Raw genomic sequence first — 18,368 nt, 5'->3', positions numbered from 1 at the left:
GAAGCGGCCCGCTGTCAGCTATCGAGGAAGACCACGTTCGTCTCGACCGGATTGCGTGGGGTGAAGAGACTATTGCCTGCGAACGCGGGGTCCGGGTAGCCGATCGCCAGTCCGCAGAGCACGGTCAGGTCATCCGGGATGCCCAGTTGGGCGCGCAGGATCTCGGGATACGCCGCGATCGACACCTGCACGCAGGTGCCGAGGCCGCGTTCGGTCAACGCAAGCACCAGCGTCTGCAGGAACATGCCGACGCCGAGGCTGTCGACCAGCCCGAGGTCGCGGTGCATGCACACCACGGCGCCGACGGGCGCGCGGAAGAACTCCCAGTTGCGCAGCTGCGCCAGCCGCCTGCCGTCCTTGTCATGACGTGCGATGCCCATGGACCCGTAAACCAGGCCGCCGAGCTCTTGCCGAAGCGGCAGGAACGTCTCCGGAATGCCCGTAGTGACCGGCAGGTCGACGGAGGCCTCCTCCAGAAGCGCCTCGACCAGCCGGTCCCGGCGCGGCCCCGAGGCGATGAACAAGCGCCACGGCTGGATGTTGGAGTTCGACGGTGCCCGCATCGCCAGCTCGACGGCTTCCTCGATGAGTTCGCGCGGAACGGGCTTGTCGCGCAGAAACATGCGCGTCGAATTACGTTGCCTGACAACGTCATCGAACTCAGTCATCGCGGCACCCGCCGGTCTTTGCGCGCTTGGAGTTCTTCCTCGTCGACCACCACGAGCATCGGCACGCCCGGCGTGCACACCATCGTGACGAGGAACCGCAGCGGGACATCTGAACGGTTGTTGGCGTCCGAATAGTGGATTACGTCGCCGCCTGGCTCCCAGAAGGCTTCACCGGCCTTGATCACCCGCGGCGCTTCGCCTTCCAGCTCGAACAGCATCTCGCCCTCCAGCACGTAGCCGAATGACGGGCCGCCGGGGTGGCGGTGCGGCGGCGCTCCCGCGCTACCGGCAGGCCACTCGATGATCGACGTCATCACCTCGGCGTCGGTGGGAATGAACGGGGGCGTGACGGTCTGGATCGTCGTGATGGCCTTCATCAGATCAGCGGTATCAGTCATACGTTCAGACTCGCGGTCACGGCCCGTGGCCGAACCCTTGAAAGTCCGTAGTCTTCGCCGACCCCGATGCCGCTGCACGCAAAAGCCCCCGAACACCGTGGTGTCCGGGGGCTTCGCGCGGCGGCGATTAACCCTTGCGGGCCTTGACCGCTTCGGTCAGCTGCGGTGCGACCTTGAACAGGTCGCCGACGATGCCGAGGTCGGCGATCTCGAAGATCGGCGCCTCTTCGTCCTTGTTCACCGCGATGATCGTCTTCGACGTCTGCATGCCTGCGCGGTGCTGGATCGCGCCGGAGATGCCCAGCGCGATGTACAGCTGCGGCGACACGGTCTTGCCGGTCTGGCCCACCTGGAACTGGCCCGGGTAGTAGCCGGAGTCGACGGCCGCACGCGAGGCACCGACGGCGGCACCGAGCGAGTCGGCCAATTCCTCCACCACGCTGAAGTTCTCGGCGCTGCCGACGCCACGACCACCGGAAACCACGACGGTGGCCTCGGTGAGCTCCGGACGGTCGCCTGCGACCGCGGGCTCACGCTTGGTGATCTTGGTCGCATTCTCGGCCTGCGCGGGCACGTCGACGTTGACCACCTCACCGGCGCCCGCTGCGGGCTCGGCCTCGATCGCACCCGGACGGACCGTGATCACCGGGGTGTCGCCGGTGGTCTCGGCCTCGACGGTGAACGCGCCACCGAAGATGCTGTGGACGCCGACCGGCCCTTCGCGGACGTCGACGACGTCGGTCAAGATGCCGGAGCCGATTCGGGCGGCCAGCCGGCCCCCGATCTCCTTGCCGTCGGCGCTGGCGGCCAGCAGCACACCAGCCGGAGTGGCCGACTCGACCAGCGCGGCCAGCACGTCGACGTAAGGGGTGATCAGGTAGTTCTCGGCGTCATCGGATTCGGCGACGTAGATCGTGGCGGCGCCGGCCTCCTTCAACGCGTCGGTCAGCGCCGCAGCGGTGCCCGGCTTGCCCACCACAACGGCGGACGGCTCGCCCAACTTGCGCGCGGCGGTGATCAATTCGGCGGTGATCTTCTTCACCGCGCCCTCGGCGTGCTCAACGAGCACAAGTACTTCAGCCATATGTCTTCAAAGTCTTTCTGGGTCTATCGGCTAATGGGTTATCGGCTAGATGATCTTTTGAGCAACCAGGTACTCGGCGACCTTCGTGCCGCCGTCGCCCTCGTCGGTGACCTTCTCGCCGGCCGTCTTCGGCGGCTTCGGGGTCGACGCGGTGACCTTGGAACCGGCATTGGCGACGCCGACCTCGTCGGCCTCGACACCGATCTCGGCCAGCGTCAGCGTCGTCACTTCCTTCTTCTTGGCGGCCATGATGCCCTTGAAGGACGGGAAGCGGGGCTCGTTGATCTTCTCGTTGACCGAAACCACCGCAGGTAGCGGCGCCTCAACGGTGAACACACCGTCATCGGTCTCGCGCTCGCCGGTCACCTTGCCGTCCTCGACCGACACCTTGCGCAGGTGCGTCAACTGCGGCAGGCCCAGGTACTCGGCGATCACCGCGGGAACCGCGCCGCCGACGCCGTCGGTGGCCTCGTTGCCCGCGATCACCAGTTCGGTGCCCTCGATGGTGCCCAGCGCGCGGGCCAACGCCCAACCGGTTTGGATCATGTCCGAGCCGTGCATGCCGTCGTCGAGCAGGTGCACGGCCTTGTCGGCACCCATCGACAGCGCCTTGCGGATGGCCTCGGTCGCCCGCTCCGGTCCGGCTGTGAGCACTGTCACAGTGCTCTCACCGCCATTGGCGGCTTCCTTCTCCTTGATCAACAGCGCCTCCTCGACGGCGCGCTCGTTGATCTCGTCGAGCACGGCGTCGGCCGCCTCACGGTCGAGAGTGAAATCGCCGTCGGTCAGCTTGCGCTCCGACCACGTGTCAGGGACCTGTTTGATCAGGACCACGATGTTCGTCATGAGTCTGGTTCGTCCTCCTCAGCAGAGGCCGGGCGAGCCGGCCTGCATTACCACGCTTGAAGCAACCACCACCATGTTACTCGCCGGTAACTTATGGCGGTTCGCAGGAACACCATAGCTGGTCGAAGTTTGCGTTCTAGCAGCCCGTAGTCGGCGAACCGTTCGCCATCGGGCCGATCCGCGTTAGCCTGCCTTGCAATGAGCGCCTCATTCGTTAGCAACGGTCCCCTTGGGTGCCCCGACGAGGGTGCCGCGTTGCCCCTGACCGGCGAACGCACCATCCCCGGGCTGGCGGAGGAGAACTACTGGTTCCGCCGCCATGAGGTCGTCTATGAGCGACTGGCCGATCGTTGCGCCGGTCGCGACGTGCTCGAGGCCGGATGCGGCGAAGGCTACGGCGCTGACCTGATCGCCGCTGTGGCGCGCCGGGTGATCGGGCTGGACTACGACGAGTCCGCCGTGGCCCACGTGCGGGCGCGGTATCCGCGGGTGGAGATGTTGCACGGCAATTTGGCCGAGCTGCCACTGGCGGACGGCACCGTCGATGTCGTCGTGAACTTCCAGGTGATCGAACACCTGTGGGACCAAGGGCAATTCGTGGCCGAGTGCTTGCGGGTGCTGCGGCCCGGCGGTGTACTGCTGATGTCGACGCCGAACCGGATCACCTTCTCTCCCGGGCGCGACACTCCGATCAATCCGTTCCACACCCGTGAACTGAACGCTGCGGAGCTCACCGAATTGCTGACGGCAGCGGGCTTTTCGCTCGAGTCGATGCTCGGGGTCTTTCATGGTCCACGGTTGGCCGAACTCGATGCGCGGCACGGCGGATCGATCATCGACGCCCAGATCGCTCGCGCGGTGGCCGACGCCCCCTGGCCCGAGGACCTGCTCGCCGACGTCGCCTCGGTGACCACCGACGACTTCGACCTCAACGACACGGCCGACATCGACGCCAGTTTGGACTTGGTCGCAATCGCGGTGCGGCCGTGACTCAGTCGGACCCGGTTCCCGGGCTGTTCACCCTCGTGCTGCACACCCACCTGCCGTGGCTGGCCCATCATGGCCGCTGGCCGGTCGGCGAGGAATGGCTCTACCAGTCGTGGTCGGCGGCCTATCTGCCGTTGCTGCGGGTGCTGCGCACGCTGGCCGACGAAGACCGCAAGCACGTTGTGACGCTTGGCATGACGCCGGTGGTGACGGCACAGCTTGACGATCCGTACTGCCTGTCCGGCATGCATCACTGGCTGGCGAACTGGCGGTTGCGGGCACTGGAAGCCACGACGCTGCCTGAGCCGATGGGTGCGTTCGGGATTCGCGAGCAGACAGAAGCCGAGCGCGCCCTCGACGACTTCGCGACGCTGTGGCGCCACGGCGGCAGCCCACTGCTGCGCGGGCTGATCGACGCAGAGACCATCGAACTGCTCGGCGGACCGTTGTCGCATCCGTTCCAGCCGCTGCTCAGTCCGCGGCTGCGCGAGTTCGCATTACGCGAGGGCCTCGCAGACGCAGGCCAGCGGTTCGCCCACACGCCGAGGGGCATCTGGGCACCCGAGTGTGCGTATGCGCCCGGCATGGAAATCGATTACGCCGCAGCAGGTGTCGGCCACTTCATGGTCGACGGGCCGTCGTTGCACGGCGACACCGCGCTTGGCCGGCCGGTCGCCGATTCGGACGTCGTCGCATTCGGGCGCGATCTACAGGTCAGCTACCGCGTGTGGTCTCCGAAGTCGGGCTACCCCGGGCACGCCGCGTATCGCGACTTCCACACCTACGATCACGTCACCGGCCTCAAGCCGGCCCGCGTGACGGGCCGCAACGTGCCCTCGGATGCCAAGGCGCCCTATGACCCCCAACGCGCGGACCGGGCGGTCGACGCGCACGTCGAGGACTTCGTCGGGATGGTGCGCGATCGCCTTGTCAGCGAGTCAGAACGCATCGGCAGACCGGCGCATGTGGTGGCGGCGTTCGACACCGAACTGTTCGGGCATTGGTGGTATGAGGGCCCGCTGTGGCTGGAGCGCGTATTGCGTGCGCTGCCTGCGGCCGGGGTGCGAGTGGGGACGCTGTCCGACGCGGTCGCCGACGGATTCGTTGGCGCGCCCGTCGAATTGCCGCCCAGCTCTTGGGGTTCCGGCAAGGACTGGCAGGTATGGGCCGGCGAGCAGGTCGCCGATCTGGTGCAGTTGAACGCCGAGGTCGTCGACACCGCGCTGACCACAGTGGACAAGGCACTCGGTGAGACCGACGCACCGCCCGCCCGCAACTTCGTCGCCGACCAGATCCTGCGCGAAACGCTGCTCACCGTCTCCAGCGACTGGCCGTTCATGGTCAGCAAGGACTCCGCCGCCGACTACGCGCGCTACCGCGCACATTTACACGCCCACGCCACCCGCGAGATCGCCGACGCGCTCGCGTCAGGCCGCAGCGAGCACGCTGGGCGCCTCGCCGAGGGGTGGAACCGCGCCGACGGCCTGTTCGGCGCGCTCGACGCGAGGCGGTTACCGAGGTGAAGCTTCTTCCCGCGAGCGTCCGTGTCTGTACACGACACGCCGCGAATTGTTGGCATGTTGGGGTCGCTCGCGCATGAAAGTACTGATGGTGTCGTGGGAGTACCCGCCGGTGGTGGTCGGCGGACTCGGCAGGCACGTCTACAACTTGGCGACGGCGCTGGCCGCGGCCGGACACGAGGTCGTGGTTCTCAACCGCAGACCCAGCGGCACAGACCCGAGCACGCACCCGTCGACCGACGAAATCGCCGAGGGCGTACGAGTTATCGCCGCCGCGCAAGACCCGCACGAATTCGACTTCGGCGCCGACATGATGGCGTGGACCCTTGCCATGGGCCACTCCATGGTTCGCGCGGGCCTCGCCATCAAGGACCGCCGCGGCCGAGCATGGCGCCCCGACGTCGTACATGCCCACGATTGGCTCGTCGCGCACCCGGCGATCGCGCTAGCCGAATACTTCGACGTCCCATTGGTTTCCACGATCCACGCCACTGAGGCCGGCAGGCACTCGGGCTGGGTTGCGGGTCCGATCAGCCGCCAGGTGCATGCCGTCGAATCCTGGCTCGTTCACGAATCCGATTCGCTCATCACGTGTTCGCACTCGATGAGCGACGAGATCACCGAGCTCTTCGGGCCCGGCCTCGTCGAGACCCGCGTCATCCGAAACGGGATCGATGCGGCACTGTGGCCGTTCGCGCGACGCCGACCCCGCACCGGGCCCGCGCAGCTGATGTACCTGGGTCGGCTCGAGTACGAGAAGGGCATACACGACGCGATCGCGGCACTCCCCCGCATCAGGCGCGCACACCCCGGCACGACGCTGACTGTCGCAGGTGACGGCACACAGCTCGACTGGCTCGTCGAGCAGGCGCGAAAGTACAAGGTGCTCAAGGCCGCAACGTTTGTCGGCCGACTCGACCACGACGAGCTCGTGAAGCTGCTGCACACCGCCGACGCGTGCGTGCTGCCCAGCCACTATGAGCCGTTCGGCATCGTCGCGCTCGAGGCGGCGGCCACCGGCGTCCCGCTCGTCACGTCCAATGTCGGCGGCCTTGGCGAAGCTGTGATCAACGGTCAGACCGGAATGTCGTATGCCCCGCGCGATGTGGCGGGTCTGGCCACGGCCGTGCGCGCGGTGCTCGACGATCCCGACGCTGCCCAACAACGAGCGATCGCTGCCCGTGAGCGCCTCACGTCCGACTTCGACTGGCACACCGTCGCCGACGAAACCGCGCAGGTATATCTCACCGCCAAGCGCCGCGAACGCGAACCGCACCGGCGTCGCGTCATCGTCGAGCACCCACTGCCTGACCGCTGACGGTCAGACGTCTAGCGTTGCCTTTTCTTCGCTTGTGATCGGCCCTTGCCGCCTTTGGCACGACCGTCGGCGGAGGCGAGCGCGGCGTTGTCGGTCTTCAGCTGACTGTTGGCCGTTCTCAACTCGGTGTTGTGCGTTTCGAGTTGGGTGTTGCGATCTTGGAGGTGCAGGATCTGGGCAATGCCGGCCACGTTGACTCCATCGGAAAGCAATTCGGCGATCCGCTGCAGGCGAATCAGGTCGTCGTCGCTGTAGCGGCGGGTGCCCCCGGCCGTCCGGGCGGGGGTGATCAGTCCGCGTTGCTCGTAGAGCCGCAGTGACTGCACCGGGATGCCGGACAACTCCGCGGCCACCGAGATGCTGTAGACCCCGCGCCGAGATCGGGCGCCCGATTGCTGACTCAACTGGCTATCCATTCGGTCGAAATCTGTTCTTGCACGAACCTAGCACCAGTGCTATATACAAATCTATACCAGATCACATAGATGATCTCTGGGATTCAAGGGAGGTGGAGATGATGTTGATGCGCACCGATCCGTTCCGCGATCTCGACCGCTGGACCCAGCAGGTGTTAGGTACCGCCGCCCGCCCCGCGGTGATGCCGATGGATGCCTGGCGCGAGGGTGACGAGTTCATCGTCGAGTTCGACCTGCCTGGTGTGACCGAAGACTCGCTGAATCTCGACGTCGAACGCAACGTGTTGACCGTGCATGCCGAGCGCCCGGCGCTGAATCAGGACCGGGAGATGGTGTCCGCGGAGCGCCCACGCGGGGTGTTCAGTCGCCAGTTGTTCCTGGGCGACAACCTCGACGCCGACCGGATCCAGGCCAGCTACCACAACGGGGTGCTCCGGCTATCCATCCCGGTCGCCGAGAAAGCCAAACCGCGCCGCATCAAGATTGCCGGTAGCGACGAGAAGAGATCTATCAACGCCTGACCGCAACGGCCGCGCGTCCAAGCAGGAGCTTATCGAAAGGTGCTGTCCCGCAAGGGAGGTGATGCTATCGGCGATGAGCACAAGCGGGCAGTGACTCGCGCACCGTCCAACACACCAATCACTGTGCATTCGCGCAGACGCAGTGTCGCGTCCTCGACCTGCGCGCGCACCGCCACCGGCAGTGGCACGTGGTGAATGGGTCGTGCGTGATGTCACTGCGCAGCCCGGGTCCGCCCGCCGCCGGGATTCCCCATCGGCGGCGGGCCCGGTGGCATGCAGGCGGATCAATCCCGGCGGGGAGACTGTCGATGATCGAGCGTTCCAATCCCTACGCTGTGTTGGGCGTGACACGCACGGCCACACCGGCCGAGATCACGCACGCCTTTCGCGCCAAGTTGCGGTCGCTTCATCCCGACACTCGTTCAGCAGGGGTCGGGGATGCCGAGCTGCGAGAAGTCTTGGCCGCCTACGCTCAACTGCGCGACCCGGCCCGCCGCGCCGAATACGATCGCGCCGCCACCGAGCCTCCCCCGCCACGACCGCGCGAATCGAATCCCCCGGTGCGTCCGCGCACGAATTCTGTTGGCCCAGTCCAGATTCCGGTTACCCATCGCCACGCCGACCAGCCGCCGCGTGCCGAGCGCCCACTGTGGGCCGGGCCGGTGCGCCGGCATCCGTGAGCTCAACTCCCTCGATGCTGCTGCGGGCCGCAGAAAGTTCGATGCGCGTCGAATCATTCCAGGCCTACCTTCGAGGTGTGGGACGCGAAATGAAGCAGGAGGACCGCCATGCGTAACGCTGCCGAGTTGCCGACCGGCGGTGACGCCGACATCGCCGCGGTTGCGTCACTGCTGGCCGACCCGGCACGGTGCAAGGTACTGCTCGCCCTCGACGACGGACGAGCCCTGCCTGCGAGCGTGCTCGCCGACGAAGCGGGCATCAGCAGGCCGACGGCCAGTAGCCACCTCAACAAACTGACCAACGCCGGCCTGCTGACGGTCGAAACGCATGGCAGGCACCGCTACTACCGGCTGTCCGGCCCGGAGGTCGGCGAGCTGCTGGAGCAGTTGGGACGCCTCGCGCCGTCACGGCCGGTGCGATCATTGCGCGAAGGCACCCGTGCGGCGCGGCTGCGCTCGGCCCGCACCTGCTACGACCATGTCGCCGGCCGTCTCGGGGTGGCCGTCATGGGCAGCCTGCTTGACCGCGAGGCGCTCGTCGGCGGCGACGGGCGCTACGACCCGTCTCGCGACGGCCACGATGCCCTCAGCAAGCCGGGCCGCGATCTGCACTACGAACTGACCGACGTCGGCCGCGATTTCCTGGCCGGCATCGGCGTCGAAATGCCAACGGGCAAAAGGCCACTGGTGCGCTACTGCGTGGACTGGACCGAGCAGCGGCACCACCTCGGCGGCGGGCTCGGCCGCGCGGTGCTGGATCGGTTCCTGTCCGCAGGTTGGGTGAAGCGAGTGCCACGTGGACGCGCGCTCACCGTCACCGATCAAGGGCGTACTGCTCTTGCCGACGCGTTCGACATCGACTGGGCCGGCTACTGAGCGCCCAGCGCGACGAGAATCGCGGCGACCGCAACGACCCCAACCATGAGAGCGATCTGCAGGTAGCCGCATGCCATTGGTGGGCGGGATCGCCACGTTCGGTTCACAGCGAGCGTGCAGGGAATGCTCAAGTTTCGCGGCGTGTCGACGTACAAACGCGCACGCTCGCGGGAGTAGGGCTTAGCGGGAGGCCTTCTTGCGCTCGATGTCGGCGAGCGCCGCGGCCAATTCCGCGCGTTGGGCCGCCGACGTCTCCCACGCCAGCTGCCGGTTCTTGACGACCTTCGCCGGCGCTCCGACGGCGATCGAGAAATCGGGGATGTCGCCCTTGACCACCGCGTGCGAACCCAGCACGCAGCCGCGGCCGATCGTCGTGTTGCGCAGGATCGTGACCTTGGTGGCGATCCAGGTGTCCGGCCCGATCCGGACCGGGCCCTTGATGATGCCCTGGTCCTTGATGGGCACGTTGATGTCGTCCATCTTGTGGTCGAAGTCGCAGACATAGACCCAGTCCGCCATCAGCACCGAATCACCAAGCTCGATGTCGAGGTAGGTGTTGATGACGTTGTCGCGGCCGAGCACGACCTTGTCGCCGAACCGCAGCGAGCCCTCGTGACAGCGGATCGTGTTCTTGTCGCCGATGTGCACCCAGCGACCGATCTCCATCGTCGCCAGCTCAGGCGTGCACTGGATTTCGACACCCTTGCCGAGGAACACCATGCCGCGGGTGATGACGTGCGGGTTGGCTAACTTGAACTTCAGCAGGCGCCAGTAGCGCACCAGATACCACGGCGTGTACGCCTTGTTCGCGATCACCCACTTCAACGAAGCGAGGGTCAGAAAGTTGGCCTGGCGCGGATCACGCAGCCGGGACCCCCGCCACCGCTTGTGTAGCGGCGCGCCCCACATCGTCGTCATGGCCGGAAAGCCTACGCGAGCGCTCGTACCGTCAACGGTTACCCTCACGTGGACCGAACGGTAGGAATGGGAAAGGATCCAGTGTTCCGGCGATTGATCGTGCTCACGTCAACGGCGCTGATCACGGGTGTACTTGCCGGGTGTGGCACCACCGATTCCTGGGTCGAGGCGCACGCGGCGGACGGCTGGCCCGCTCAGTACGGCAACGCGGCCAACAGCAGCTACACGACGGTCGGCGGTGCCGGCGCCCTGCGACTCGAGTGGCGACGTTCGGTGAAGGGCAACCTGGCCGCCCAGGTGGCGCTCGGGTCGGGCAGCTACCTGGCGATCAACGCACAGTCGGCGGGCGGATGCTCACTGATGGTGTGGGAGACCGACAACAAGGCCAGACAGCGCTGGTGCACCCGACTGTGGCAGGTGCCGGGAACCGGAAGCCCCCTGTCCAGTCCGCTTTTTGACGGTTTCGACAACCTCTACATCGGCCAGCCCGGCGCGATGCTGTCGTTCCCGCCCACCCAGTGGATTCGATGGCGTCAGCCGGTGATCGGAATGCCCACCACGCCAAGGATTCTCGAGCCGGGTCAGCTGCTCGTGGTGACACACCTCGGGCAGGTGCTGGTGTTCGAAGCCCACAACGGTCGCGTCCTCGGCACGCTGGATCTGGTCAGCGGTGTCAATCCGACCGACTCCAATCGGGGGCTCGCCGATTGCCAACCCGCCCGGCGGGGTTGTCCGGTGGCCGCGGCGCCCGCGTTCTCATCTGCCAACGGAATCGTCGTCGTGAACGTATGGCAACCCGACGCGCCCGCGCCGACGCTGGTCGGTCTTCGTTACCGTGCGGGCGATCCCCCCACCATCACCCGCGAGTGGACAACCGACGCGGTTGGGCAGGGCCCGATCTCCAGTCCTGTGCTGTCCGCCGACGGGTCGACCGTCTACGTCAACGGCCGTGACCAACGTCTGTGGGCAGTCAACTCGGCGGACGGCAAGCCGAAATGGTCGGTGCCGCTTGATTATCTGGCGCAGACGCCGCCGTCCGTGACGCCCGACGGCTTGATCGTGGCAGGCGGCGGGCCGGGCGCCAAGCTGATCGCGGTCCGCGACAAGGGCGATCACGCCGATGTGCTGTGGACCCGTGACGACGTCGCCCCACTGGCCACGACCAGCCGGGCAGGCGACGGCATCGCCTACACCGTCGCCAAGGACGGCGAGAACGGTCAGGCGCTACTGGCGTTCGATCCGAACGACGGCCACACGGTGAACAACTATCCGCTGCCGCAGGCGACGGGCTGGCCGGTCGGAGTTTCCGTCGGCCACGACCGCCGCGTCGTCACCGCGACGAGCGACGGTCAGGTGTACGGGTTCGCGCCCGAGTAGGTATTAGGCCAACAGCGCCGCGACCGTCGCGCGCGGCACTGTCGCCTCAACAGGACCCGCCGACTCCGGGAACAGCTCGCCCTGGCCGAAGAAGAACAGCAGCGAATCGTCTGTCAACGCGAAGTTCTGGTACTTGGCCGCATCGAGGCCGATCGCGGGCGGGATGCCGTCCATCAAACCCTGCTGCTTCTGCAGGTACTGCTCGACGGCAGGAAAGATCACGTCGAGCGGCTTGGTGCCGGGCTTGAACAACGTGTCGAACGTGATCGGCGCCTTCTTGCCGACGTCCCAATTGAACGACTTGTACCACGTCTGCGGGTGCGCACCGCCGACGTTCTGCCACATGGTGAGCACCACGCTCTGCGTACCGCCCGTCGGCGGGCCGGAGCGGTATCCGGTTCCCTTGGCGTCGAGTTCGTACGGCAGGTTGTATGACCCAGGCATCTCCGAGACGTTGACGAAGCCGTCGCGGGCCTGCGTCAGATAGGCCGTCAGCGCCTGCTGGTCGGGATAGTCGTTGGGGAACGTGAGGTCCATCGTGTAGGTGGAGTTCGCGCTGTGGACCGTGCAGATGCCGTCAGGCCCGACGGTGCCGTTCAGATCGACACAGGCCGACTGCGCCGCGGCAGGCGCCGAGCAGGCCAGCAGACCGGCCACGAGAATCGCAGCCACCCTGAGAATGCGCATCGTCGGACGTCCTCGCGAGCCGGCACCGGCTTCGGCACCGGCGCATTGATTCCAGGGTACGTGGCGTTTTCACCGAGCATGCGCGGAGCACGAAATCATCGGGACGGGCGACAGATGAATGCCGTTGCCCGGCTTGCCGCCCCGGATCCGATGCGGGTGATGACGACCGAGACCGGTTGCGTTCCGCGCAGCCGCAGCCGGGTCCGCAACGCGTCGGGGTCGACGTCGACTCCGCGAACCAGGATCTCCACGGCGCCGACATCACGGGCCGAAAGCGCTTGGCGCAGTCGCCGTTCGCTGAAGCTGAGCTCCTCGACAACTTCGAACCCACGCACGTTGTCGGGCAGCCGATCCCCCGAGAGGTAGGCGATCTCGGGATCGAGCTGCCACAACCCGTGCCTGGTGGCGTAATGCCGCACCAGGCCTGCGCGCACCACAGCGCCGTCGGGGTCGACGATCCACCGCCCTGTGGGCGCCACTGGGCAGTCGTCCGGATCGGCGTCGGTGACGACTTCGCCGGTGTCGAGCATCGTCGCCCTGCGGGTGACTTCACCGAGACCGCCCGACCACAGACAGGCCTCGCGCACACTGCCGGCCAGCGAGGTGACCTCGATCTCGCCGCGAAAACCAAGCCGCGACAACTCGTCGAAAGCGATTCCTGGAGCGCACTTTACGACCAGATCGCGGTCCTGGTACACCTCGAGCAGGGCGTCAAGAGCTGGGGTGTAGTCAGCCGGGTTGAAGCGCCGCCGTCCCCCGCTGCGCCTGGCCGGATCGACGAGAACGACCGCGTCGCGAGTGACCGGCCGCAGCGCGTCGGCGCGACACAGGTCGACGCCAGGAACATTGTGCGCGGCCATCGCCAGTCGCACGGGATCGATATCGCTGCCGACAACATAGGACGCCGAATCCCGAAGCACGGCAAGCTCGGTACCGATCGAACACGTCGCATCGTGCACGGTCAGCCCGGCCAACCGCCGCGCCCTATGCACGGCGACCTGTTCGGCGGTCGCCTGCTGCAGCGCCTCATCGGTGAACAGCCACCGCGAGGCGTCGGCGAACTTGGCTGCGGCCCTTCGCCGCAACAGTGTGGTCTCCACCAGGACGGCGGCACGGTCACCGAATCGCTCACGCACCGCGGCAATGTCGGCAAGCCGCGACGCTTCGGTGAGCCGAAACTCGTTGACCTCGCTGAGATCCCGTGCGCCCGCGTCGGAGTGCAGGTAAGCGACGGTTTCGATATCAAACGCTACGACGGCTTGACCCCGGTCACCATGACGTTGTAGTACCAGCTCTTCGGCACCACGCGGCGCCACAGGTTGTGGTCGACCCAGCTCAGCGTGATCCAGCTGTGGAACGCGAATTTGGCGTAGCCCCAACCCAATCGGCCGGGCGGCACAGCGGCTTCGAGCGTGCGCAGCGGCCAGCCGAGCATTGCCGCGGTGAACTCGGTCGTGGCGGTCGACACCTCAACCGCCCCGGCATTGCGGGCCATCCGCTCCAGATCGCCGGGATTGAAGGTGTGCAGATCGACGATCGCCTCCAGCGCTGCGGCGCGCGAGGACTCGTCGAGCTCGGCTTGCGGACGGCGCCAACCGCCCAGCCCCGGGAGCTTGGTCACGTTCGTCACCGCCCGCCAGGTCAGCGTCGACAACGGGCGTGCGTAGTTCTCCCCCGCGTTCGTCGGCTCGCCGGCGAACACGAAGCGGCCGCCCGGCTTGAGCACCCGCACGACCTCGCGCAGTGACAGCTCGACATCGGGGATGTGGTGCAGCACCGCGTGCCCGACCACGAGGTCGAAGGTGTTGTCCTCGTACGGGATGCCCTCGGCATCGGCGACGCGGCCGTCGATCTCCAGGCCCAAATTCTCGCCATTGCGCGTGGCCACCTTCACCATGCCCGGCGACAGGTCGGTCACCGAGCCGCGCCGCGCAACGCCGGCCTGAATCAGGTTCAGCAGGAAGAATCCACTACCGCAGCCCAGCTCGAGCGCCCGGTCGTAGGGCAACTCGCGCAGCTCGCCGGCGGGCACGGTCGCGTCGAACAGATCGCGGGCGTAGTCGACGCAGCGCTTGTCGTAGCTGATCGACCACTTCTCGTCGTAGCTCTCGGCTTCCCAGTCGTGGTAGAGCACCTGCGCGAGCTTGGAGTCGTGGCGGGCCGCCTCTACCTCTTCCGCAGTAGCATGCGGGTTCGGCTTGGGGTCGGTACTCGTCATAACAGGGCAGCCTAAACGTCGAAGGTTGCCTTGGCGGCAGCCAGTGTCTGCGGTGAGTGGTTCAAGAAGCGCTTGGCCCAGGCCACCGCGGCGTCATAGACCCCGTCAGGCGCCACCATCTCGTCGATCAGGCCGAGCGCGAGTGCCTCCTTGGCGTCGACGAACCGCCCGGTGAAAACCAGATCCTTGGCCTTGCTCTCACCGGCCGCGCGGGCCAGCCGGGCAGTGCCACCCTGCGGCACCCGCCCTGCCAGGATCTCTGTCGCGCCGAACTTCACGTTGTCGCCGGCCACCCGCCAGTCCGCCGCCAGCGCCAGGTTCAGCCCGCCGCCGAGCGCGTAGCCGGTGATGGCTGCCACGGTCGGCTTGGGGACAGCGGCCAACGCGTCGACGGCATCACGACACACCCCCGCGGCGACCTCGGCCTCGGAGACGTTCAATGTGCTCAGCTCATGCATATCGTCTCCGGCGGAGAAGATCTCGTGGCCGCCGAACACGATGACGGCGTGGATGTCGTCTCGCCGACTGAGATCGCTTGCAGCAGAGGTGATTTCACGATAAAGCTGACGGGTCAGGCCATTGCTGGGCGGTCGGGACAGCAGCAGCGTCGCGATGCCGGGCTGGTCATCGCTGGTGTGGATGGAGACGAATTCGTTCATGACTTCTCGACGTAGCCCTGGGGTGCGCGACGGTTGCGCGCAGCGTTGTAGCGGTCGCTGTTGAAGAACTCGATCTCCCAGTTGCCGGTGTCCTTGTTGGCGGCCAGGTGCGGCTCAACGGCGACGATCTGACGTTGCACCGCAAGCACTTCGGCAACGGTGCGGCCGTTCAGCGAGTCCAACTGCGTCCAGGTCGGCGGCAGCAGGAACGTCTTGCCGTCGGCGAATTCGTCAAGTGCGGCCTGCGGCGTGGTCCAGAACGCGCGGTCGGTTTCGGTGTTGTCCCCGTCGGCGCGCTGTCCTTCCGGCAACGCCCCGACAAAGAAATAGGTGTCGTAGCGGCGGGTCTGCTCTTCCTTCGGCGTCACCCAATTCGCCCACGGCCGCAACAGATCCGCGCGCAACACCAGCTTCTCCCGCTGCAGGAACTCCCCGAACGACAGCGAGCGGTCTTCCAGCGCCGCGCGCTGGTCGCGGTAAATCGACGCGTCGCCGACGATGCCGTCCGGGTCGTCGGCTGGTCCGGCGAACAACACACCGGACTCTTCGAACGTCTCGCGCGCGGCGGCGCACACCAACGCCTCGGCGAGATCCGGTGCGACGCCGAACCGCTCGGCCCACCAGCCGGGCTGCGGGCCGAACCACGCGATGTCGGCGTTGCGGTCGCGGTCGTCGACCCCGCCGCCGGGGAACACCATCACGCCCGCCACGAACTCCATCGCGGAGTGGCGCCGCATCAGAAAGATTTCGATGCCCGGGCCCTTGTCGCGCACCAGCATCACCGTCGCCGCAGGCCGAGGCACCAATGGATGGTCAGTCATTTCGCCTCCTGTGCGCGGCCCTGCTTCGCGTGCGACGGGCGAAGTAGCGTCCGTCGACCACCTCGAGGGCGATGGACTGCCCAAACGCCTTCGACAGATTCTCGGACGTCAGCGTGTCCGTCAGCAGCCCGGAAGCCACGACCTTGCCCTCAGAAAGGATCATGCAGTGCGAGAACCCGCGCGGGATCTCCTCAACATGGTGGGTCACCAGCACCAGCGCCGGAGAGTCGGGATCGCCTGCCAGATCCTCGAGCCGCGCCAGTAGCTCCTCGCGCCCACCGAGGTCGAGTCCGGCGGCGGGCTCGTCGAGCAGCAGCAGTTCGGGATCGGTCATCATCGACCGGGCGATCAGCACCCGCTTGCGCTCACCTTCGGACAGCGTGCCGTAGGTGCGGTCGGCCAGATGTTCGGCGCCCACGCTTTCGAGCATGTCGATCGCCTGGATGTAGTCGACGTCTTCGTAGGACTCGCGCCAGCGGCCCAGCACCGCGTAGCCGGCGGAGACGACGAGGTCGCGCACCAACTCGCCGTCGGGCACCCGCTGCGAAAGCGCCGAGCTGGAGAGGCCGACCCGCGAGCGCAGCTCCGACATGTCGACGCGGCCGAGGCGCTCGCCCAGCACGTACGCCGTCCCAGACGACGGATGCTCCAGGGCGGCCGCGATCCGCAGCAGCGACGTCTTGCCTGCGCCGTTCGGGCCGATGACCACCCAGCGTTCGTCGAGCTCGACCGCCCAGGTGACGGGCCCGACCAGGGTCTGGCCGCCACGTCGCATAGAAACTTTGGCGAAGTCGATCAGCAGGTCGGGGTCGGCTGCATCTGCTTCGGCGTCGGCCACCCGACCATCGTGCCGTACTCGACGGGGGTCGCTTACCCGAGGCCCCATCCTGCGGCGCCGTTGACGATGACGCGATCGGCCCTGCCTGCCGTGCCTGCCACCAATTCCGAGTTGGGTTGGTCGGTGGTCGCTACCCAGGCGCGGGCCTGCTGGGGCGACTTTCCGAACTCGATGTGACGCGCGACGAGGCGCTCCACCCGCGTGGCCTCCTCGCTCGCGACGAACCAGACGGCGTCCATGGCCCGGCGCGCCCGCACCCACTGCGGATCGTCGAGCAGCAGATAGTTGCCCTCGGTGACGACCAGCCGTGCCGACGGCAGCACGACGAGCGCGGCCGCCAGCGGCTGTTCCAGCGTGCGGTCGAACCCCGGCACGTACACCGGGGCGTCGATTTCGCGCCTTACCCGCTCGAGCAGATGCGCATAGCCGGCCACGTCGAACGTGTCAGGCGCGCCTTTGCGGCCACGGGCGCCGATGCGGTCGAGCTGGGCGTCGGCCAAGTGGAAGCCGTCCATCGGGATGTGTGCGACCCAGTCGTCGCCCTTGATTGCGCGGATGCGGTCGAGAAGCTCCTCGACGAGCGTCGACTTCCCGGCACCGGGGCTGCCCGCGATGCCGAGGACCGCGCGCGCCGAATCAGACGCCAGCGCGATCGCGTCGCGAGCCAGCAGATCCGCTATCGCCATCTGCTGAGTATTGCGCGCCCAAGTCGCTGGCCTCGGCGACGGAAGCCCAGCCGCTGACAGCGAGCACGCGCCTTGGCGTGATGCGCACGAACATTTGCACCAGCGGGCCGATGCCGAACGCGTACAGCACGGTGCCGACGCCGACGGTCCCGCCGAGGAGCCAGCCGACGGCGAGCACGGTGGCCTCGATCGACGTGCGGACCAGGCGCACCGAAAGGCCGGTGCGCACAACCAATCCGGTCATCAGGCCGTCGCGCGGTCCTGGCCCGAGCGCGGCGCCGATGTAGAGGACAGTGCTGAACGCGTTGAGCACGACTGCGCCCACCATCATCGCGATGCGTAGCGGAAGTGCCGTCGGCGTCGGCAGCAGCCACAGCCCGGCGTCGACGGTGACCGCGATGACGATGACGTTGGCGATGGTGCCGATGCCCGGCCGGTTTCGCAGTGGGATCCATGCCAACAGCACCGCGACACCGACCACAGCAGATGCGACACCGATGGTCATGCCGGTGTGCCGGCTGAGGCCTTGGTGGAACACGTCCCACGGATCCAGGCCGAGCCCGGCCCGCACCATCACCGCCATCGAGAAGCCATAACCGCACAGCCCGACCAGCAGAGCCAGGCCGCGCAGAGTGGCTTTACGCATGGTGGGGAAAGCGGATCCGGATCAGTTCTAATTCCCGGCGGATGCGTTCGGCGTCGCGGTCGAGGAACTCGGCAGGGATGGCCTCCGCCGGTTGGAAGAACCGAGCCAGCGGCCGGGCCACTTTGGATGTCCAATTCATGCTCATGACTCGATAATCCGACCGACTGGCTTGCTTCTCAATATCCAGTTGGCGCATACTGGCCT

Annotated in this window: 22 protein-coding genes; 7 read left to right on the top strand and 15 right to left on the bottom strand. The window is 67.0% G+C overall.

Annotated elements, in window-relative coordinates:
- Window positions 1-14: 14 nt before the first annotated feature.
- The 4 genes from J3E61_RS19965 to J3E61_RS19950 all read right to left on the bottom strand — a co-directional run bounded on the left by J3E61_RS19965 (window position 15) and on the right by J3E61_RS19950 (window position 2,996).
- The gene (locus J3E61_RS19965) at window positions 15-668 is read right to left on the bottom strand and encodes a nitroreductase (RefSeq protein ID WP_210084704.1); all 654 of its coding nucleotides are present in this window, start codon (window positions 666-668) and stop codon (window positions 15-17) included.
- Window positions 665-1,066: a cupin domain-containing protein gene (locus J3E61_RS19960; RefSeq protein ID WP_192721304.1), complete on the bottom strand. Its 402-nt coding sequence runs from the start codon at window positions 1,064-1,066 to the stop codon at window positions 665-667. The genes J3E61_RS19965 and J3E61_RS19960 overlap by 4 nt, the downstream gene beginning before the upstream one ends.
- 127 nt (window positions 1,067-1,193) lie before the next feature.
- On the bottom strand, window positions 1,194-2,150 hold the full coding sequence (locus J3E61_RS19955) for an electron transfer flavoprotein subunit alpha/FixB family protein (RefSeq protein ID WP_210084703.1): 957 nt from the start codon (window positions 2,148-2,150) through the stop codon (window positions 1,194-1,196).
- 45 nt (window positions 2,151-2,195) lie between these two features.
- Complete coding sequence (locus J3E61_RS19950; protein WP_192721306.1) at window positions 2,196-2,996, bottom strand: electron transfer flavoprotein subunit beta/FixA family protein; 801 nt, start codon at window positions 2,994-2,996, stop codon at window positions 2,196-2,198.
- A gap of 198 nt (window positions 2,997-3,194) precedes the next feature.
- On the opposite strand from J3E61_RS19950, the gene J3E61_RS19945 reads away from it, so the two are divergent.
- The 3 genes from J3E61_RS19945 (at window position 3,195) to J3E61_RS19935 (ending at window position 6,821) form a co-directional block, all read left to right on the top strand.
- Window positions 3,195-3,986, top strand: coding sequence for a class I SAM-dependent methyltransferase (locus J3E61_RS19945; RefSeq protein ID WP_210084702.1), 792 nt, complete (start codon window positions 3,195-3,197; stop codon window positions 3,984-3,986).
- The gene (locus J3E61_RS19940) at window positions 3,983-5,506 is read left to right on the top strand and encodes a glycoside hydrolase family 57 protein (protein ID WP_210084701.1); all 1,524 of its coding nucleotides are present in this window, start codon (window positions 3,983-3,985) and stop codon (window positions 5,504-5,506) included. Before J3E61_RS19945 ends, J3E61_RS19940 begins: the two co-directional genes overlap by 4 nt.
- 73 nt (window positions 5,507-5,579) lie before the next feature.
- Window positions 5,580-6,821 (top strand): glycosyltransferase family 4 protein, encoded by a 1,242-nt coding sequence (locus tag J3E61_RS19935; protein ID WP_210084700.1) that lies wholly within the window; start codon window positions 5,580-5,582, stop codon window positions 6,819-6,821.
- Window positions 6,822-6,832: 11 nt separating this feature from the next.
- Here the strand turns inward: J3E61_RS19935 and J3E61_RS19930 are convergent, their stop codons facing one another.
- The gene (locus tag J3E61_RS19930) at window positions 6,833-7,237 is read right to left on the bottom strand and encodes a MerR family transcriptional regulator (RefSeq protein WP_192721310.1); all 405 of its coding nucleotides are present in this window, start codon (window positions 7,235-7,237) and stop codon (window positions 6,833-6,835) included.
- A gap of 101 nt (window positions 7,238-7,338) precedes the next feature.
- Between J3E61_RS19930 and J3E61_RS19925 the strand changes: the two genes are divergently transcribed.
- The 3 genes from J3E61_RS19925 to J3E61_RS19915 all read left to right on the top strand — a co-directional run bounded on the left by J3E61_RS19925 (window position 7,339) and on the right by J3E61_RS19915 (window position 9,314).
- Window positions 7,339-7,758, top strand: a complete 420-nt coding sequence (locus tag J3E61_RS19925; protein ID WP_210085630.1) for an Hsp20 family protein — start codon at window positions 7,339-7,341, stop codon at window positions 7,756-7,758.
- A 308-nt stretch (window positions 7,759-8,066) separates the two neighbouring features.
- Window positions 8,067-8,438 (top strand): J domain-containing protein, encoded by a 372-nt coding sequence (locus J3E61_RS19920; RefSeq protein WP_210084699.1) that lies wholly within the window; start codon window positions 8,067-8,069, stop codon window positions 8,436-8,438.
- A gap of 108 nt (window positions 8,439-8,546) precedes the next feature.
- Window positions 8,547-9,314 carry a winged helix-turn-helix transcriptional regulator gene (locus J3E61_RS19915; protein ID WP_210084698.1) on the top strand — a complete coding sequence of 256 codons (768 nt, stop codon included), beginning with the start codon at window positions 8,547-8,549 and terminating at the stop codon, window positions 9,312-9,314.
- 180 nt (window positions 9,315-9,494) lie between these two features.
- Here J3E61_RS19915 and J3E61_RS19910 read toward each other — a convergent pair whose 3' ends face one another.
- Window positions 9,495-10,232 (bottom strand): acyltransferase, encoded by a 738-nt coding sequence (locus tag J3E61_RS19910; RefSeq protein WP_192721313.1) that lies wholly within the window; start codon window positions 10,230-10,232, stop codon window positions 9,495-9,497.
- A gap of 81 nt (window positions 10,233-10,313) precedes the next feature.
- Here J3E61_RS19910 and J3E61_RS19905 point away from each other — a divergent pair, with 81 nt between their 5' ends.
- On the top strand, window positions 10,314-11,609 hold the full coding sequence (locus tag J3E61_RS19905; protein ID WP_210085629.1) for a PQQ-like beta-propeller repeat protein: 1,296 nt from the start codon (window positions 10,314-10,316) through the stop codon (window positions 11,607-11,609).
- A 3-nt stretch (window positions 11,610-11,612) separates the two neighbouring features.
- On the opposite strand, the gene J3E61_RS19900 is transcribed toward J3E61_RS19905, so the two are convergent.
- The 9 genes from J3E61_RS19900 to J3E61_RS19860 form a co-directional block, all read right to left on the bottom strand.
- Window positions 11,613-12,296, bottom strand: a complete 684-nt coding sequence (locus tag J3E61_RS19900; RefSeq protein WP_210084697.1) for a DUF3298 domain-containing protein — start codon at window positions 12,294-12,296, stop codon at window positions 11,613-11,615.
- 95 nt (window positions 12,297-12,391) lie between these two features.
- Window positions 12,392-13,612, bottom strand: coding sequence for a class I SAM-dependent methyltransferase (locus J3E61_RS19895; protein ID WP_210084696.1), 1,221 nt, complete (start codon window positions 13,610-13,612; stop codon window positions 12,392-12,394).
- The gene (locus J3E61_RS19890; protein WP_210084695.1) at window positions 13,546-14,514 is read right to left on the bottom strand and encodes a class I SAM-dependent methyltransferase; all 969 of its coding nucleotides are present in this window, start codon (window positions 14,512-14,514) and stop codon (window positions 13,546-13,548) included. Before J3E61_RS19890 ends, J3E61_RS19895 begins: the two co-directional genes overlap by 67 nt.
- A gap of 11 nt (window positions 14,515-14,525) precedes the next feature.
- Window positions 14,526-15,173, bottom strand: coding sequence for an enoyl-CoA hydratase (locus J3E61_RS19885; RefSeq protein ID WP_210084694.1), 648 nt, complete (start codon window positions 15,171-15,173; stop codon window positions 14,526-14,528).
- Entirely contained in the window at window positions 15,170-15,994 is an 825-nt protein-coding gene (locus J3E61_RS19880) for an NUDIX hydrolase (protein ID WP_210084693.1), read from the bottom strand. The genes J3E61_RS19885 and J3E61_RS19880 overlap by 4 nt, the downstream gene beginning before the upstream one ends.
- On the bottom strand, window positions 15,987-16,880 hold the full coding sequence (locus J3E61_RS19875; protein WP_210084692.1) for an ABC transporter ATP-binding protein: 894 nt from the start codon (window positions 16,878-16,880) through the stop codon (window positions 15,987-15,989). Before J3E61_RS19875 ends, J3E61_RS19880 begins: the two co-directional genes overlap by 8 nt.
- Window positions 16,865-17,518 carry a nucleoside/nucleotide kinase family protein gene (locus J3E61_RS19870; RefSeq protein ID WP_210084691.1) on the bottom strand — a complete coding sequence of 218 codons (654 nt, stop codon included), beginning with the start codon at window positions 17,516-17,518 and terminating at the stop codon, window positions 16,865-16,867. Before J3E61_RS19870 ends, J3E61_RS19875 begins: the two co-directional genes overlap by 16 nt.
- A complete protein-coding gene (locus J3E61_RS19865; RefSeq protein ID WP_210084690.1) occupies window positions 17,469-18,164 on the bottom strand; it encodes a hypothetical protein in 696 nt (231 codons plus the stop codon). The genes J3E61_RS19870 and J3E61_RS19865 overlap by 50 nt, the downstream gene beginning before the upstream one ends.
- Window positions 18,157-18,360, bottom strand: coding sequence for a hypothetical protein (locus J3E61_RS19860; RefSeq protein ID WP_210084689.1), 204 nt, complete (start codon window positions 18,358-18,360; stop codon window positions 18,157-18,159). The genes J3E61_RS19865 and J3E61_RS19860 overlap by 8 nt, the downstream gene beginning before the upstream one ends.
- Window positions 18,361-18,368: the final 8 nt, after the last annotated feature.

The sequence above is a fragment of the Mycobacterium sp. OAE908 genome, from assembly GCF_017872775.1.
Classification (GTDB): domain Bacteria; phylum Actinomycetota; class Actinomycetes; order Mycobacteriales; family Mycobacteriaceae; genus Mycobacterium.
This window is presented reverse-complemented; position numbering and strand designations above follow the sequence as displayed.

Coding starts and splice junctions, on each gene's coding strand:
- J3E61_RS19870 (WP_210084691.1), bottom strand. CDS start 17,518: ATGGCGATAGCGGATCTGCTGGCTCGCGACGCGATCGCGCTGGCGTCT.
- J3E61_RS19910 (WP_192721313.1), bottom strand. CDS start 10,232: ATGACGACGATGTGGGGCGCGCCGCTACACAAGCGGTGGCGGGGGTCC.
- J3E61_RS19890 (WP_210084695.1), bottom strand. CDS start 14,514: ATGACGAGTACCGACCCCAAGCCGAACCCGCATGCTACTGCGGAAGAG.
- J3E61_RS19885 (WP_210084694.1), bottom strand. CDS start 15,173: ATGAACGAATTCGTCTCCATCCACACCAGCGATGACCAGCCCGGCATC.
- J3E61_RS19865 (WP_210084690.1), bottom strand. CDS start 18,164: ATGCGTAAAGCCACTCTGCGCGGCCTGGCTCTGCTGGTCGGGCTGTGC.
- J3E61_RS19955 (WP_210084703.1), bottom strand. CDS start 2,150: ATGGCTGAAGTACTTGTGCTCGTTGAGCACGCCGAGGGCGCGGTGAAG.
- J3E61_RS19925 (WP_210085630.1), top strand. CDS start 7,339: ATGTTGATGCGCACCGATCCGTTCCGCGATCTCGACCGCTGGACCCAG.
- J3E61_RS19880 (WP_210084693.1), bottom strand. CDS start 15,994: ATGACTGACCATCCATTGGTGCCTCGGCCTGCGGCGACGGTGATGCTG.
- J3E61_RS19960 (WP_192721304.1), bottom strand. CDS start 1,066: ATGACTGATACCGCTGATCTGATGAAGGCCATCACGACGATCCAGACC.
- J3E61_RS19945 (WP_210084702.1), top strand. CDS start 3,195: ATGAGCGCCTCATTCGTTAGCAACGGTCCCCTTGGGTGCCCCGACGAG.
- J3E61_RS19920 (WP_210084699.1), top strand. CDS start 8,067: ATGATCGAGCGTTCCAATCCCTACGCTGTGTTGGGCGTGACACGCACG.
- J3E61_RS19900 (WP_210084697.1), bottom strand. CDS start 12,296: ATGCGCATTCTCAGGGTGGCTGCGATTCTCGTGGCCGGTCTGCTGGCC.
- J3E61_RS19915 (WP_210084698.1), top strand. CDS start 8,547: ATGCGTAACGCTGCCGAGTTGCCGACCGGCGGTGACGCCGACATCGCC.
- J3E61_RS19875 (WP_210084692.1), bottom strand. CDS start 16,880: ATGGGGCCTCGGGTAAGCGACCCCCGTCGAGTACGGCACGATGGTCGG.
- J3E61_RS19935 (WP_210084700.1), top strand. CDS start 5,580: ATGAAAGTACTGATGGTGTCGTGGGAGTACCCGCCGGTGGTGGTCGGC.
- J3E61_RS19930 (WP_192721310.1), bottom strand. CDS start 7,237: ATGGATAGCCAGTTGAGTCAGCAATCGGGCGCCCGATCTCGGCGCGGG.
- J3E61_RS19965 (WP_210084704.1), bottom strand. CDS start 668: ATGACTGAGTTCGATGACGTTGTCAGGCAACGTAATTCGACGCGCATG.
- J3E61_RS19860 (WP_210084689.1), bottom strand. CDS start 18,360: ATGCGCCAACTGGATATTGAGAAGCAAGCCAGTCGGTCGGATTATCGA.
- J3E61_RS19950 (WP_192721306.1), bottom strand. CDS start 2,996: ATGACGAACATCGTGGTCCTGATCAAACAGGTCCCTGACACGTGGTCG.